The 13,836-nt window shown below is 44.1% G+C and carries 16 protein-coding genes; 8 read left to right on the plus strand and 8 right to left on the minus strand.

From position 1 onward, the window contains the following. Positions 1–120: 120 nt before the first annotated feature. Positions 121–1,269: a mannitol-1-phosphate 5-dehydrogenase gene (locus F0231_RS10765; RefSeq protein WP_171759728.1), complete on the plus strand. Its 1,149-nt coding sequence runs from the start codon at positions 121–123 to the stop codon at positions 1,267–1,269. 48 nt (positions 1,270–1,317) lie between these two features. Next, positions 1,318–1,854 (plus strand): MltR family transcriptional regulator, encoded by a 537-nt coding sequence (locus F0231_RS10770; protein ID WP_171759729.1) that lies wholly within the window; start codon positions 1,318–1,320, stop codon positions 1,852–1,854. 8 nt (positions 1,855–1,862) lie between these two features. Here F0231_RS10770 and F0231_RS10775 read toward each other — a convergent pair whose 3' ends face one another. The 6 genes from F0231_RS10775 to ispB all read right to left on the minus strand — a co-directional run bounded on the left by F0231_RS10775 (position 1,863) and on the right by ispB (position 8,295). Next, positions 1,863–2,282, minus strand: a complete 420-nt coding sequence (locus tag F0231_RS10775) for a glucosamine-6-phosphate deaminase (RefSeq protein WP_171759730.1) — start codon at positions 2,280–2,282, stop codon at positions 1,863–1,865. Positions 2,283–2,322: 40 nt separating this feature from the next. Continuing rightward, positions 2,323–2,598, minus strand: a complete 276-nt coding sequence (locus tag F0231_RS10780) for a hypothetical protein (RefSeq protein WP_171759731.1) — start codon at positions 2,596–2,598, stop codon at positions 2,323–2,325. A 178-nt stretch (positions 2,599–2,776) separates the two neighbouring features. Further along, a complete protein-coding gene (nagB, locus tag F0231_RS10785) occupies positions 2,777–3,577 on the minus strand; it encodes a glucosamine-6-phosphate deaminase (RefSeq protein ID WP_171759732.1) in 801 nt (266 codons plus the stop codon). 212 nt (positions 3,578–3,789) lie between these two features. Further along, positions 3,790–4,863: a TRAP transporter substrate-binding protein gene (locus F0231_RS10790; protein ID WP_171759733.1), complete on the minus strand. Its 1,074-nt coding sequence runs from the start codon at positions 4,861–4,863 to the stop codon at positions 3,790–3,792. A 260-nt stretch (positions 4,864–5,123) separates the two neighbouring features. Beyond that, positions 5,124–6,875 (minus strand): lysophospholipid acyltransferase family protein, encoded by a 1,752-nt coding sequence (locus F0231_RS10795; protein ID WP_171759734.1) that lies wholly within the window; start codon positions 6,873–6,875, stop codon positions 5,124–5,126. Positions 6,876–7,323: 448 nt separating this feature from the next. Further along, on the minus strand, positions 7,324–8,295 hold the full coding sequence (ispB, locus tag F0231_RS10800) for an octaprenyl diphosphate synthase (RefSeq protein ID WP_171759735.1): 972 nt from the start codon (positions 8,293–8,295) through the stop codon (positions 7,324–7,326). A 268-nt stretch (positions 8,296–8,563) separates the two neighbouring features. Between ispB and rplU the strand changes: the two genes are divergently transcribed. From rplU to folA, 6 genes are all read left to right on the plus strand, one after another. Next, positions 8,564–8,875: a 50S ribosomal protein L21 gene (gene rplU / locus F0231_RS10805; RefSeq protein WP_038207969.1), complete on the plus strand. Its 312-nt coding sequence runs from the start codon at positions 8,564–8,566 to the stop codon at positions 8,873–8,875. 20 nt (positions 8,876–8,895) lie between these two features. Continuing rightward, positions 8,896–9,153 carry a 50S ribosomal protein L27 gene (rpmA, locus tag F0231_RS10810; RefSeq protein WP_004409945.1) on the plus strand — a complete coding sequence of 86 codons (258 nt, stop codon included), beginning with the start codon at positions 8,896–8,898 and terminating at the stop codon, positions 9,151–9,153. A 295-nt stretch (positions 9,154–9,448) separates the two neighbouring features. Next, entirely contained in the window at positions 9,449–10,624 is a 1,176-nt protein-coding gene (cgtA, locus tag F0231_RS10815; RefSeq protein ID WP_171759736.1) for an Obg family GTPase CgtA, read from the plus strand. 114 nt (positions 10,625–10,738) lie between these two features. Further along, complete coding sequence (locus tag F0231_RS10820) at positions 10,739–11,506, plus strand: threonine/serine exporter ThrE family protein (protein WP_171759737.1); 768 nt, start codon at positions 10,739–10,741, stop codon at positions 11,504–11,506. Continuing rightward, positions 11,503–11,976: a threonine/serine exporter family protein gene (locus F0231_RS10825; protein ID WP_171759738.1), complete on the plus strand. Its 474-nt coding sequence runs from the start codon at positions 11,503–11,505 to the stop codon at positions 11,974–11,976. Before F0231_RS10820 ends, F0231_RS10825 begins: the two co-directional genes overlap by 4 nt. 17 nt (positions 11,977–11,993) lie before the next feature. Further along, entirely contained in the window at positions 11,994–12,476 is a 483-nt protein-coding gene (gene folA / locus F0231_RS10830; RefSeq protein ID WP_171759739.1) for a type 3 dihydrofolate reductase, read from the plus strand. 122 nt (positions 12,477–12,598) lie between these two features. Here the strand turns inward: folA and apaH are convergent, their stop codons facing one another. Both apaH and apaG read right to left on the minus strand, forming a co-directional pair. Next, on the minus strand, positions 12,599–13,405 hold the full coding sequence (gene apaH, locus F0231_RS10835; RefSeq protein WP_171759740.1) for a bis(5'-nucleosyl)-tetraphosphatase (symmetrical) ApaH: 807 nt from the start codon (positions 13,403–13,405) through the stop codon (positions 12,599–12,601). A gap of 9 nt (positions 13,406–13,414) precedes the next feature. Continuing rightward, positions 13,415–13,792, minus strand: a complete 378-nt coding sequence (gene apaG, locus F0231_RS10840; protein WP_171759741.1) for a Co2+/Mg2+ efflux protein ApaG — start codon at positions 13,790–13,792, stop codon at positions 13,415–13,417. Positions 13,793–13,836 lie beyond the last annotated feature (44 nt).

Below are 13,836 nucleotides of genomic sequence, written 5' to 3' on the forward strand. Positions count from 1 at the left end.
CTGAGTGAACGAGGCCAGTCCCCCTCTGGCCTCTTTTTTCAGTCTAGATAGCTTACGGTTTAGAAATGAGTTGTTAAATCGTCACCTATACAGATTAACCACAAGAAAGGTTTATTAATTATGAAAGCGTTACATTTCGGTGCAGGTAATATTGGTCGTGGCTTTATTGGTAAGTTGCTTGCAGATGCAGGTCTAGAAGTGACTTTTGCAGACGTTAACGAAACGGTAGTTAACGCCCTAATCGAACGTAAGGAATACCCAGTTAAGATTGTGGGCGAAGAGTGTGTTGTTGAAGTTGTGAAGAACGTGACAGCAGTTAACTCAGCAACAGATGCAGTGATCGATAGCATTGCTGAATCAGACCTAATTACCACTGCAGTCGGGCCAACGGTTCTAAAGATTATTTCTAAGTCTATCGCGCAAGGTATCGAGAAGCGTGCGGCTGCAGGTAACACAACACCGATGAACATCATCGCAGCAGAAAACATGGTTCGTGGTACAAGTCAGTTAAAAGTGGCGGTACTTGAGCACCTATCTGATGAGATGAAAGCATTCGCAGAAGAGAATGTAGGTTTTGTTGATTCAGCAGTAGACCGTATCGTACCACCTGCAGAAGCAGGCGAGACTGACCCTCTAGCAGTAACCGTTGAAACGTTCAGCGAGTGGATCGTAGATCAGACTCAATTTAAAGGTGAGATTCCAAACATCCCAGGTATGGAATGCACGGACAACCTAATGGCATTCGTTGAGCGTAAACTATTCACGCTAAACACTGGCCACCTAGTAACGGCCTACTTCGGCGTTCTTGCAGGTCACGAGACAGTGAAAGACGCAATCGAAGATGAGAAGATTCACGCGCAAGTAAAAGCGACAATGGAAGAGAGTGGTGCCGTTCTTATTAAACGTTACGGCTTTGACCCTGAAGCTCACGCGGCATACATTCAGAAGATTCTAGACCGTTTTGCTAACCCATACCTACGTGATGAAGTGGATCGTGTTGGTCGCCAACCTATTCGTAAGCTAAGCCCACAAGATCGTTTAGTTAAGCCACTAAACGGCACTCTAGAGTACGGTTTGCCAAACAAACACTTACTAGAAGGCATTGCAGCTGCGTTCCATTATAAGAATGATGATGACCCTCAAGCGGTTGAACTTCAGACAATGTTCGCAGAAAAAGGCTTTGCTGAGACATTAGCACACTATTCTGAGCTGAACATCGACTCAGAAGTTGTTAAACTAGCGGAAGAAGCTTACCAAGCATTGAAATGATAACCATCAAAGTGCCGCTCTAGCGGCACTTTTTCTTTTGTTACTGCCATGCCAATACACTCAAATCACGAATCAGAATTATTAGAAGAACTGGCCGAATCTGCAAATGCTGCGGAGTGCTTGCTGTGTGCTTTTGATGTACTGGAAGATATGCTCGACGCTTTGCTAAAAAGCATCTTTCATAAAGATGACTATGCGGTGAAGTTTGTTGTTGATCCACTGCTTACTAATGACGGCCCGCTCGGTGAAATCCTTGTGCGAACTAAGCTACTACTTGGTTTGGGGGTTATTAGCAAAGAGGTCTATGACGATATCGAGATCTTCGTGACTCTGAAAGAGTGGGTGAAAGTCCAAGAGGGCAAGGTTGATTTTTGGGATAAAGACATTGTCTTTGAGCTAAATCGAATCAATGCCATTCAAAAAACAATGCCCGTAGACTACTCGCCTGAGTTAATAGAAGGTATGTCTGAGGATATGCAAGCCATGTTTTTGGAACGCCACTTTCAGAAGGTGCGCTCCACGATTGTTTTGGCTGTGAACGATATTCATCAGCAGCTAGCACGTGATAATGCTTTGACGTCGTAATGGATTACTTAGCAAGTCACGTTTGCTTCAATCTTTCCTTGTAGCGTTTTGCATTCAGCTAATAGGTTACGCAAAAAGTCTTCAGGGTTCGCAATTTTCTCACTTCCCTTAATATTGGCATCAGTGACATGCCAAAACTGATGGCTTACTAAGTTTCGTTTGTAAATGAAATCCAATAGCTCGTTGATGGTCAGTGGCAAACGCGATTCTTCAAGTAGCAGCAGAGTCGGTTTTAGTTCGGCTGTCGTACCTTGAAGAAATTGGTCACGGGGTTTGCTGACTAGATCTTGCACCTTTTTCTCATCATGCGTTTTACATACTGGCTGCATCGCTTGGTAAAGCGAGAAGTTCACTTTCTGCATTGAAACCAGTGCAGCACCGAGTAAAGAAAATCGGTCGTTACTTTGAATGTCAGTCGATTGTGTCATTGATTGAACCTTAGAATTGATCAATTAGGCGAAGTAGGGTTTACACAAATTGTGTCAGCACGTCTTGAGCTGATAGTTTCACTTCATCAAAAAGGATGTAGTCACCGTTTGCGGTTTTTACACAGTGTAGGCGGCCTTTAAAACCAATCCTTGCCAACTTTTCTAGCAGTAACGCTTCCGCCTTATCATAAATCACGTCAAGGAAAGGCAGCTGATTTGAATGCACCAAGCCTTCTGCGTTAAAAATATCCATTGCATCGGACAGATGGTCACTGTCTGTGAATTCAATGATTTCAGCGATTTCGTTCAACAACATATTATTTCCGAACTCCTTGTATAGTGAGGGCTAAATCTTACTACTTTTTGCTTAATTGGATCGATATTAGCGCATGAAAAGTGTGTTTTTATAAAGCGCCAAAAGCAAAAAAGAGACTAAGCATAAAAAAACCACTTCTCGAAGAAGTGGCTTTTTATCAAACATTAACGTTCAAGGATTATAGGTCTTGAATGTTTTCCGCTTCTAGCTCTTGGAAGTAACGTAGTGTCTTCACTTTAAGCTCTTGTTGTGCAGGCTCGTCAGCAACGATGATTGCTTTCGGGTGCATTTGTAGAGCCGTTACAGTCCACATGTGGTTTACGCTACCTTCGATAGCCACTTGTAGTGCTTGAGCTTTGTTGTGACCTGTTGTCAGGATCATTACTTCTTCAGCGTCTAGAAGAGTCGCAACACCGATAGTTAGTGCGTATTTAGGCACTTGGTTGATGTCGTTGTCGAAGAAGCGAGAGTTCGCGATACGAGTCTCTTCAGTAAGCGTCTTGATACGAGTACGAGAAGCTAGAGAAGAACCAGGTTCGTTGAACGCGATGTGACCGTCGATGCCGATACCACCCATGAATAGGTTGATCTTACCGAAAGAACGGATTTTTTCTTCGTATGCAGCACAGTGTGCATCGATATCATCCGCTAGGCCGTCAAGCAGGTTGACGTTCTCATCTTGGATATCAACGTGGTTGAAGAAGTTGTTGTACATGAAAGAGCGGTATGACTCAGGGTGGTTAGGGTCGATACCTACGTACTCATCCATGTTGAATGTAACTACGTGCTTGAAGCTCACTTCACCAGCTTTGTATAGCTCGATAAGTGCTTTGTAAGTTGTTAGAGGTGTACCACCAGTTGGTAGACCAAGAACAAATGGACGATCTGCTGTTGGGTTGAACGCGTTGATTTTGTTTGCAATGTGACGAGCTGCCCATTTACCAACTTGTGCAGCGTTATTTAGAGGAATCAGTCTCATTTGTCTTTCCTGTAAGAGTATTGGATTGAGTGCTTAATTTGCATTGTAAAATAAGCGTAAGGTTTAAGCCAGTAGTTTTGCGATGCAGTGTCGATATTTCTCTTAATTTAGATCAATTAATGTGCATAAATCTTAGTCTAGTTAAAGAAAATGAAGCTTTTTTTATCAGGTGAGAAAAGAACACGCGACCAGAAATAGCCGCGTGCAGAGGGTTATTGGTTGGTATCTAAATACGCTTTTGAAGAGATGTCAGTCCAGGCGCGAACCTTAGTTAGGTACTGCTTTTGTGATTCGATAATTTCACTGGCCAATTCATCTTTTTGAGCCAGCTCTTCAAGTAACTCTTGCGTTGCGGTTTGCATTGCCGAGAGCACTTCTGGTGGGAAATCGCGTACTTTAATGTCAGGGTATTCCGAGCTCATGGTTGCCCAGCTATTGGCATTCGCATCAAGCGCTTGGGTATACATATCAAAGGCTGCCACGCGGAAAGCCGTTTCAAGGATAGTTTGCAGATCGGCTGGTAGTTTATCCCACGTCTTTTTATTCACTAGGAACTGAGTTTCTGACCCAGGTTCATGCCAAGCGGTATAGTAATATGGGGCAATTTTCTGAAATCCCATACGTAGGTCAAATGCAGGCCCAACCCATTCTAGTGCGTCAATGGTGCCTCGCTCTAGCGATGTATAAAGCTCCCCTGGGGCAATGTTGGTTGGTTTCGCGCCGACTTTTGCCATGACTTCTCCAGCAAAACCCGGAATACGGATCTTGAGTCCTTTAAGATCGTCCACGGTGTTGATCTCTTTTTTAAACCATCCGCCCATTTGGATATCGGAGTTACCACCAGGGAATGAGAGCAGGTTGTGTGGAGCGTAGACTTTCTCCATCAACTCCATACCACCACCGCGATAGAACCATGCATATTGCTCAGTAGAGATCATGCCAAATGGCATAGAAGAGAAATAGAGTGTATTCGGCACCTTGCCTTTCCAGTAATAAGAACTGGAGTGGCCGAGATCGTATTGACCCGACTTAACCATATCGAATATGCCCAGTGGCGCTTTATGTTTGTTGGCTGAATCGATACGGATCTGTAAACGTCCATCCGACATTTCTTCGGCAAGCTGAGCCATATTCTTAGTCGCATCGCCTAAGATTGGGGTATTTGGCCCCCAAGTTTCCGCTAGCTTTAATCGATAGACCTTGTCAGCAGCAAAAGAACTGAATGCAACAGAGAGGGATAGGGTACCGGCTACGAGTGCCCCAATGGGAGATTTTAATGACAGCATGACTGGGTGACTTCCTTTTCATTGTGATCGTTATAAAAGCCTTCCTAGCTTTTCATTTAGTCTGTTTTTTCGTCAATCTTGTTTTTGAGTCTCTGGGGATATGCAGATAGAGCAGTATTTCAAATCTTGAAGGGAAAACAGCACAAGACGTTGCACAATGATGGGGCGTTGAAGGATATGTTTCTGAAATAATGGCCTATAAGTCGATAATATTGATAGTAAAAGTGCTGCATTGGTCACGCAGCACCTAACCTACTTTGTTACTTATGCTGATCTAGATAGCTTTCTGCTTGTTTACTTCCCATGTACCTTGCAAGTGTTTTTAGCGGAACGTCTCTCAAATCAACCATGATCAATCCATCTAAGGCATTATTGAAGTCTGGATCGACATTGAACGAAATCAGCTTTCCATTCAATCCTAAATACTGCCTTAAAAGTACTGGAACGCTTCTGCCTTCGTCTATTCTTGCTATAACGCGAGAGAGAAGTTGAATGTCGCCCAATGCAGTGAGCATGCTGGTATTCCATAGGTCATGTTTGGTGGGTAATGGGTTTGATGGTGTCACGTATTCTGCGATACGCGAGTCGTAGTAGTGGAGTGTCATGGTATCTGCAAGTAGTTGCCTTGCTTTATCACTGTAGTCATTACTGATACTGACAGGCCCGAACAGATGAGTGTATTCAGAGTTACGCTGTACATAAGCCGCAATGCCTTTCCAAAGTAATAGTAGAGGAGCCATGCTCTTTTGGTAGTTTTTATCAATGACAGAGCGCCCCATTTCGATGGCTTTGCCCATGCTTTCAATAAATGGTTCTTCAAACTGAAACAGAGTGCGAGAGTAGAGTCCTTTGATGCCATCTTTTACGAGTAGATGGTCAACCAATCCGAGTCGATAAGCGCCAACCAGAGTTTGGTTATCACGATCCCAAATAAATAGGTGTAGATAGTCTTTGTCAAACTCATCAAGATCAATCGCATATCCAGTGCCTTCGCCAACTGCTCTGAAGTTGATTTCTCTCAATCGACCTATTTCGTGAAGAATAGAGGGGATATGCTCTGCGTTTGTGCAATAGACGTCAAATTCGCCATTTGATAGAAGGAGATGATCACTTGGCATAGTACGTAGATCATCAAGTAGATCTTCAATTGGCAAAGGATCTGAAATAGGCAACTCTTGATCCTTCCTGTCCATTTGAGTTGGTTGGGCGTTAGTGTGGCTGCGAAGAAGGTAAGTATTCAAGCGTAAATAGTTAACGATTTGGCCATCGGTTAGTCTATTAACTTCTTTGTATTTGATTGCACTGCCAATCGATATATCAATACATTCACTCACTTTATTTAGTAACTCTCGTCCTAACATGAGAGTGCGTAATAGGGGGTGAACTTTGCCTGCTAGATAGAAGCGCTGTGAATTTTGGCCATCAATGAATACCGGAACGGTAGTGGCGCGGGATTTACGTATTAAGCGACTGACCGAACGGCTCCACTCTTTGTCTTCTAGTCGTTTGGCTTTGCTATCGATCAACTGAGAGACTTCACCAGCAGGAAAGAGCAGTAACAATCCCCCTTGTTCTAAATGTTGATGAGCTTGTCTAAGGGCTTTGAGGTTTGCTTTGTGTGCGTTGTTGCCTTCAAACACATCGACACCAATAAATAAGTGATCAAGTTCAGGTACGGTTTTCAGATATTGATTTGCTAATACTTGAACATCGCTTCTTATATGAAGGAGCAGTTCCGCCAAAATTACCCCTTCTACGCAGCCTAATGGATGGTTCGCGACAACAACGGTTGGCCCTTTTTCTGGTACATTAGTGAGCGCACCTTGAATGACTTGATAGTCAATACCTAACACTTGCAGGGTGAAACGTAAGAACTCTTTTGTGTCGCATCCCGCTGGGCGCTGGGCATAAAATTTGTCGAGTTTGCTAAGTCCGGTTGCCCACTCAGCGATGTGCTCACCAATGCGGAATGGGGTTTTCTTAGGTAAGCGAAAAGGGCTAGAAGTTTCCATGTATTCCTCACAACAATGTCCAATCTTAACTGAGATTAAGTGGGGCATATTGCAGTGAAGCGTCAGGTGCGTGAGAGATTGATTACAGTCGTATGATGGTATGATGACACGGCAAGGAGTCTAGGGTGAACGAAGCCGCCAAGATGTAATAATGTTTTTTTAATTAATCTAAAAAATAGATGGCTCACAAAACATAGTAATTTTGTATCCAAACTAAAGTTTCATTGCTAACGTTTATGAGCGGGCAGAGTTGTTATACAAAGCATCAGAGCGCTAGACTCAAGCAATAACAACGCGTCAATCTACCTTCGTTTTTGCTGATCTGGAATGCCTCACCTAAAGAGGTAAACGGGAACCTAAGGTTCCCGTTGTTGTGTCTGGTGAAAATGAGTAATAAAAAAGCCTGAGGATTAACTCAGGCTTCTCAAGCTCATTACTTCATCTATCGTTAGCTAGTTCTGTGTACCGACATATGAGCTAACGTAACCAGCGCCTGCTTGTACTCAGATTCTTCGAGTACATCCAGCTCTGCAATTGCTTTGTCCGCTTCCAGGTAAGCTTTTTGACGAGTGTATTCTAATGAGCCCGTCTCATCCATTGCTGCTAGAATGTCATTCAAACGTTCCATTCCATTGGCTTTTTCTATTGCTTCACGGATCATTGCAGTCTGTTCTGCTGTGCCGTGACGCATTGCGTATAAAAGAGGCAATGTTGGCTTACCTTCTGCAAGGTCATCACCGACATTCTTACCCATTTCATCACCGTCTGATGTGTAGTCCATGACATCGTCAATCAGTTGGAAAGCTGTGCCTAGGTATTTGCCGTAGTTCTGCAGAGCGATTTCTACTTCTTCAGGTGCTTCAGTAAGGATCGCACCGATCTGCGTTGCGGCTTCAAATAGGCGTGCAGTTTTAGAGTAGATGACCTGCATGTAGCTTTCTTCGGTCGTATCTGGATCATTACAGTTCATTAACTGTTGGACTTCACCTTCAGCAATCACGTTAACTGCATCACTCATTAACTTAAGGATCTTTAATGATCCTAGCTCTGTCATCATCTGAAAAGAGCGAGTGTAGATAAAGTCACCGACTAATACGCTAGCGGCATTACCAAACGCTGCGTTGGCCGTCGCTTTACCACGACGCATGTCTGACTCATCAACCACATCATCATGTAAGAGAGTCGCAGTATGAATGAACTCGATGAAAGCCGCCGCAGTCGTATGAGCCTCTCCTTTATAGCCAAGCGCACGCGCTGATAAAACCGCTAAAAGAGGGCGAACGCGTTTGCCGCCACCACTAACGATGTAAAAACCCAATTGGTTGATTAAAGAGACATCAGAGTTAAGTTGTGCGTGAATTGTTTCATTCACTTTTGCCATGTCATCGGCGGTGAGTGCTTGGATAGCTTTAAAATCCATTGTAAATCCGGCTGAAGTTAGAACTTGTAAGGTATTCTTATCGAGTTTATTTGCTGAATAATACACTAAAAAACGTTGATTAATACATGGTTAACGGGCATGATCTCGGCACTTTTCATTGGCGATTAGCTTTTCGCCAATTTTTTCAAAATATGGCTTGTCATAGGTGCGACCTTTCTGTAGAATCTGCGCCCTATTGATGATTAGTTTAGCGCACACCCTTGATGCTCAAATAGCATACGGCTGTGCGGAAAAAGCGGAGTAAGATATGTACGCTGTTTTCCAATCTGGTGGTAAACAACACCGTGTAAGCGAAGGTCAAACTCTTCGTTTAGAGAAATTAGACGTTGAAACTGGTGCAACTGTTGAATTTGATAAAGTTCTACTTGTTGCTAACGGTGAAGACATTAAAGTTGGTGCTCCTCTTGTAGAGGGCGGCAAAGTAGTTGCAGAAGTTGTACAACATGGTCGTGGCGATAAAGTTAAAATCGTTAAGTTCCGTCGTCGTAAGCATTCTCGCAAACAAGCTGGTCACCGTCAGTGGTTCACAGAAGTGAAAATCACTGGTATCAACGCTTAATCGATTAGGAGAGTTTAACAATGGCACACAAAAAAGCTGGTGGTTCTACTCGTAACGGCCGCGATTCAGAAAGCAAACGTCTAGGTGTTAAGCGTTTCGGTGGTGAGTCTGTTCTTGCAGGTAACATCATTGTTCGTCAACGTGGTACTAAGTTCCACGCTGGTACTAACGTAGGTATCGGTAAAGATCACACTCTATTCGCTCTTACTGAAGGTAAAGTGAAGTTCGAAGTGAAAGGTCCTAAAAACCGTAAATTCGTTAGCATCGAAGCTGAGTAATTAAACCTAGTTTAATTGTTCATTAGCTTTCAAGCTGAATTCAAAAGCCCTGCCGATTCGGCGGGGTTTTTTATTTATGGTAACTAATGAAGTTGCGAGTTGAATGGAATCAATACTAAGGCACTCTGTAAAGAGTCCCTTAATATTTGTTCCAGTAGCAGAGCCTGAAGACCTAAGGTGATCAGTCTGAAATTGGAATCTGCTAGAATTTATATCATTCACTTCACGGTTTGGTGGAGCCTGAGATGATATTTGCAACGCGGCTATGTCAAATAGCACAAGAGCGGAGTAAGAGATGAAATTCGTTGATGAAGCGGTAGTAAAAGTTCAAGCCGGTGATGGCGGTAACGGTGTAGTGAGTTTCTGGCGTGAGAAATTCGTTGCAAAAGGCGGCCCAGATGGTGGTGATGGTGGCGACGGCGGTGATATCTATATCCAAGCTGACGAGAACCTAAACACTCTGATTGATTACCGTTTCCAACGCTTCTATGAAGCGGAGCGTGGTGAAAATGGCCGCGGTGGTAACTGTACGGGTAAACGTGGTAAAGACAAAGTGCTACGTGTGCCAGTTGGTACTCGTGCAGTGGATATCCACACTAATGAGATTGTGGCTGAAGTTGCTGAACATGGCAAAAAAGTCATGGTCGCAAAAGGCGGCTGGCATGGTCTTGGTAACACGCGCTTTAAATCGTCAGTAAACCGCGCACCTCGCCAAAAGACATTAGGTACGAAAGGCGAAATTCGTGAGATTCGATTAGAGCTTCTACTGCTTGCTGATGTCGGTATGCTAGGTCTACCAAATGCAGGTAAGTCGACGTTTATCCGTGCAGTATCGGCAGCAAAACCTAAGGTTGCTGACTATCCATTTACAACGCTTATTCCAAGTCTTGGCGTAGTGAGTGTTGTACCTGAGAAAAGCTTTGTGGTTGCAGACATTCCTGGTCTAATCGAAGGCGCAGCTGACGGTGCTGGTCTAGGTATTCGCTTCTTGAAACACCTAGAGCGTTGTCGTGTTCTTCTGCACATGATCGACATTATGCCAATTGATCAATCGGATCCAGTTCAGAATGCACTGACGATCATTGATGAGCTTGAGCAGTACAGCGAGAAGCTAGCCGACAAACCACGTTGGTTGATCTTCAATAAAGTTGATCTGATGCCAGAAGAAGAAGCGAATGAGATAATTCAAAATATTATTGATGCGCTTGGCTGGGAAGATGACTACTACAAGATCTCAGCAGTTAACCGTGACGGCACAAAAGAGCTTTGTTACAAGCTTGCTGACTTTATGGAAAACCTACCGCGTGAAGAAGAAGAGCTTTCTGAAGAAGATAAAGTGGACTTCATGTGGGATGATTACCACAAAGATGCAATCGCTGGTAAAGACGTGATCACTGAAGACGATGACGACGACTGGGATGATTGGGACGATGAAGAAGATGACGGCCACGTTGTCTACGTCCGAGAATAACAGTAATAATATTCCGAGCCGCAATGTTTATTGCGGCTTTTTTGTGTCTAAATCAAATCATTGCGAGCTATTTACCCACACAATATCCGTATTCTAAAGGAGTAGGATAGAATCATGGCATCTAAACAGCGGGCTGTATCTCGCTTAATAGCCCAGGCTGGGCAAATGCTTTTAGCTCACGGAGCGGAAAGCACCCTCGTTGGCGACCTTATGCGTCGTTTTGGTCTTGCGGCAGGTATGGACGAAGTTGAAGTCTCACTGTCTGCGAGCTCTCTAGTGGTTACGACTGTTTATCAAGAACACTGCATTACCACTGCTCGTCGTTGCCCCGATCGTGGCATTAATATGCGTGCAATTACCCAAGTTCAACGTATCTGCATCATGTTGGAGCGCGGCATCATCGACTATTCGTTAGCGCAGAAAAAACTCAATCGTATCAGTCCTGAACGCTATAACCGCTGGCTTGTGGTGTTTATGATTGGGTTGTCTTGCGCTGCTTTCAGTCGTTTAGCTGGTGGTGATTGGGCCGTATTTGCTATGACGTTTATCTCTTCTGCTGCAGGTATGATTGTTAGGCAAGAGATTGGCCATCGCCATTTCAATCCTCTCATGAACTTTGCTGCGACCGCATTTGTCACGACTGTGGTGTCAGCCCAAGCGGTTATTTATCAGATAGGTAACTCTCCTTCATTAGTGATGGCATCTTCTGTGTTGATGCTTGTACCGGGATTCCCTTTGATTAACTCAGTGGCTGATATGCTTAAAGGCTACATCAATATGGGCATCGCTCGCTTTGTTATGGCCAGTTTATTAACCCTGGCAACAAGTTTAGGCATTGTAGCAGCGATGAGTTTAGTCGGCGTATCGGGGTGGGTTGTATGATCAGTTGGGATCTTTTCTTCGGTTTACTCAATGATATGGTGTTTGCAGCGATCCCTGCAGTTGGTTTTGCTTTGGTGTTCAATGTACCGCAGAAAGCATTGGTCTATTGTGCGCTAGGTGGCACTATCGGTCATGGTTCGCGTTACTTAATGATGCACTTTGGTATTCCAATCGAGTGGGCGACTTTTTTTGCCGCTATGATTGTCAGCATCGTTGGTATTCATTGGTCAGCCCGTTTTCTAGCTCACCCGAAAGTTTTTACTGTAGCAGCGTTAATACCTATGGTACCTGGCGTGTTTGCCTTTAAAGCGATGATTGCTTTAGTCGAGCTAAACCACCAAGGTTATTCACCAGAGTTAGTCGCTATGTTGATGGAGAATTTCCTCAAAGCTATGTTCATTATTGCTGGTCTAGCGGTTGGCTTAGCTATGCCGGGCTTGTTATTCTATCGCCGTAAACCGATAGTCTAACCTTAGGAGCAACTTGAATGATCATTAGTATGATCGCCGCAATGGCAAATGACCGTGTTATTGGCAAAGATAATCAGATGCCGTGGCACTTACCTGCAGACTTTGCTTGGTTCAAGCGCTGCACTATGGGTAAGCCAGTGGTGATGGGACGTAAAACTTATGAATCTATTGGTCGTCCTCTGCCGGGACGTCAGAATATTGTGATCAGCCGTGATGACTCACTCAGTATTGAAGGTGTCACTACCGTGACTTCAATTGATGCCGCACTCACAGCTGCAGGCGAAGTTGATGAAGTGATGATCATCGGTGGAGGCACTATTTACGAAGCGTGCCTTCCTAAAGCGAACAAGCTGTATGTGACGCATATCGATGCAAGTGTTGATGGTGACACTCAGTTCCCTGCTTGGGGTGATCAGTTTAAAGAAGTTTACTCTGAAGTTTATGCTGCAGATGAGAAGAACGCTTACGATATGCGTTTTGTCGTATTGGAAAGAAGCTAACTTATAGCTCCGCCACTTCATAGAGCGACGACGGAGAGAATAGGGAATCTTTACTAAATGGAGTTTATTGTTGGAGATTCCCTACTTGGTCGTTCCTCCCGCTAGGGAATGACAGTGATAAGCTATGATCGCGATTGTTGAGTGAAAAACTGCTTATCTTCCCATCTCAACATCGTTAGACATCCACCCCAAACACAGCCGGTATCAAGGCCAATCACCTCTTCACCCTCATAACCTTCTAATGCAGCCCAGTGGCCAAATAGAACTGTTTTTTCGAGTTTTATACGCTGATTCAATTGAAACCAAGGAACCAACGATCCATCAGTGATCTCTTGTGGCGGTATTTTACAGGCCATATCTAACCTTCCATCAGCAAAGCAAAAGCGCATACGCGTAAAGGCATTGATTATGTAGCGATAGCGCTCAATTCCGGTGAGATCATCAGACCAAAGGTCGGGTTGATTGTCGTACATGTTTTCGATCAGCCAAGGCCAGTCATTACTTTGTAAAAGAGCTTCTATTTGTCGTGAAGCTTCGCGTGCTTGTTGCAGTGTCCATTGCGGCGATATACCAGCGTGACACATCACAAACTCTTCGTGCTCAGCCATAAGAGGTTGCTGTCTTAGCCAGTTCAGTAGCTCTTCTTTGTCATCGGCAGATAAGATTGGAGCGGTCTTATCTTTGGCTTTTACTTTGAATAGACCAAGAGAGACTGCGAGTAAGTGAAGATCATGATTACCCAAGATAACTCGAGCACTCGTTCCTAATGAGCGAATAAACCGCAGTACTTCGAGTGACTTTGGTCCGCGGGCGACTAGGTCTCCTGCAACCCAAAGAGTATCAATCTTTGGGTTGAAATTTACTTGGTCTAAAAGCAGTTGAAGTTCATCAAAGCAACCTTGTAGATCGCCGACAATATAGGTAGCCAAAGAAATGTCCTAGTTTAAGATGTTGGGAATCGCTAGTCTGAAAGGGTCGATTTCGGTGATGAACTCTTTGCCTGATTCATCGTGAAGAACGTATTGACCTTGCATAACACCAACGGGTGTCTCAATCACGGTGCCGCTGTTATAGGTATATTCGTCATTGGGAGAGATATGCGGTTGTTGACCGACAACGCCTTCGCCCTCGACGGTCATTTGTCTGCCATTGGAGTCGGTAATCAACCAACGACGGCTCATCAGTTGAACATTTTGCTGGCTAAGGTTTTTGATTGTGATGATGTAAGCAAACACGTATCGTTTGGCGTCAGGTTGTGATTGATCGGGAATGTATTTGGTATGGACTTGGACTTTGATACAAGGGTTAGATTCCATATAAACTCCTATGTAAAGTCTAAAAAAGGTGATAAACCGTTGGT

Origin of the sequence: Vibrio sp. RE86, from assembly GCF_013114545.1 — a bacterium.
In the GTDB taxonomy this organism is placed as follows: Bacteria; Pseudomonadota; Gammaproteobacteria; order Enterobacterales; family Vibrionaceae; genus Vibrio.

Bases quoted from the DNA above. Each gene is read 5' to 3' on its own strand.
- F0231_RS10765 (WP_171759728.1), top strand. From the start codon at position 121: ATGAAAGCGTTACATTTCGGTGCAGGTAATATTGGTCGTGGCTTTATT.
- F0231_RS10770 (WP_171759729.1), top strand. From the start codon at position 1,318: ATGCCAATACACTCAAATCACGAATCAGAATTATTAGAAGAACTGGCC.
- F0231_RS10775 (WP_171759730.1), bottom strand. From the start codon at position 2,282: ATGACACAATCGACTGACATTCAAAGTAACGACCGATTTTCTTTACTC.
- F0231_RS10780 (WP_171759731.1), bottom strand. From the start codon at position 2,598: ATGTTGTTGAACGAAATCGCTGAAATCATTGAATTCACAGACAGTGAC.
- nagB (WP_171759732.1), bottom strand. From the start codon at position 3,577: ATGAGACTGATTCCTCTAAATAACGCTGCACAAGTTGGTAAATGGGCA.
- F0231_RS10790 (WP_171759733.1), bottom strand. From the start codon at position 4,863: ATGCTGTCATTAAAATCTCCCATTGGGGCACTCGTAGCCGGTACCCTA.
- F0231_RS10795 (WP_171759734.1), bottom strand. From the start codon at position 6,875: ATGGAAACTTCTAGCCCTTTTCGCTTACCTAAGAAAACCCCATTCCGC.
- ispB (WP_171759735.1), bottom strand. From the start codon at position 8,295: ATGGATTTTAAAGCTATCCAAGCACTCACCGCCGATGACATGGCAAAA.
- rplU (WP_038207969.1), top strand. From the start codon at position 8,564: ATGTACGCTGTTTTCCAATCTGGTGGTAAACAACACCGTGTAAGCGAA.
- rpmA (WP_004409945.1), top strand. From the start codon at position 8,896: ATGGCACACAAAAAAGCTGGTGGTTCTACTCGTAACGGCCGCGATTCA.
- cgtA (WP_171759736.1), top strand. From the start codon at position 9,449: ATGAAATTCGTTGATGAAGCGGTAGTAAAAGTTCAAGCCGGTGATGGC.
- F0231_RS10820 (WP_171759737.1), top strand. From the start codon at position 10,739: ATGGCATCTAAACAGCGGGCTGTATCTCGCTTAATAGCCCAGGCTGGG.
- F0231_RS10825 (WP_171759738.1), top strand. From the start codon at position 11,503: ATGATCAGTTGGGATCTTTTCTTCGGTTTACTCAATGATATGGTGTTT.
- folA (WP_171759739.1), top strand. From the start codon at position 11,994: ATGATCATTAGTATGATCGCCGCAATGGCAAATGACCGTGTTATTGGC.
- apaG (WP_171759741.1), bottom strand. From the start codon at position 13,792: ATGGAATCTAACCCTTGTATCAAAGTCCAAGTCCATACCAAATACATT.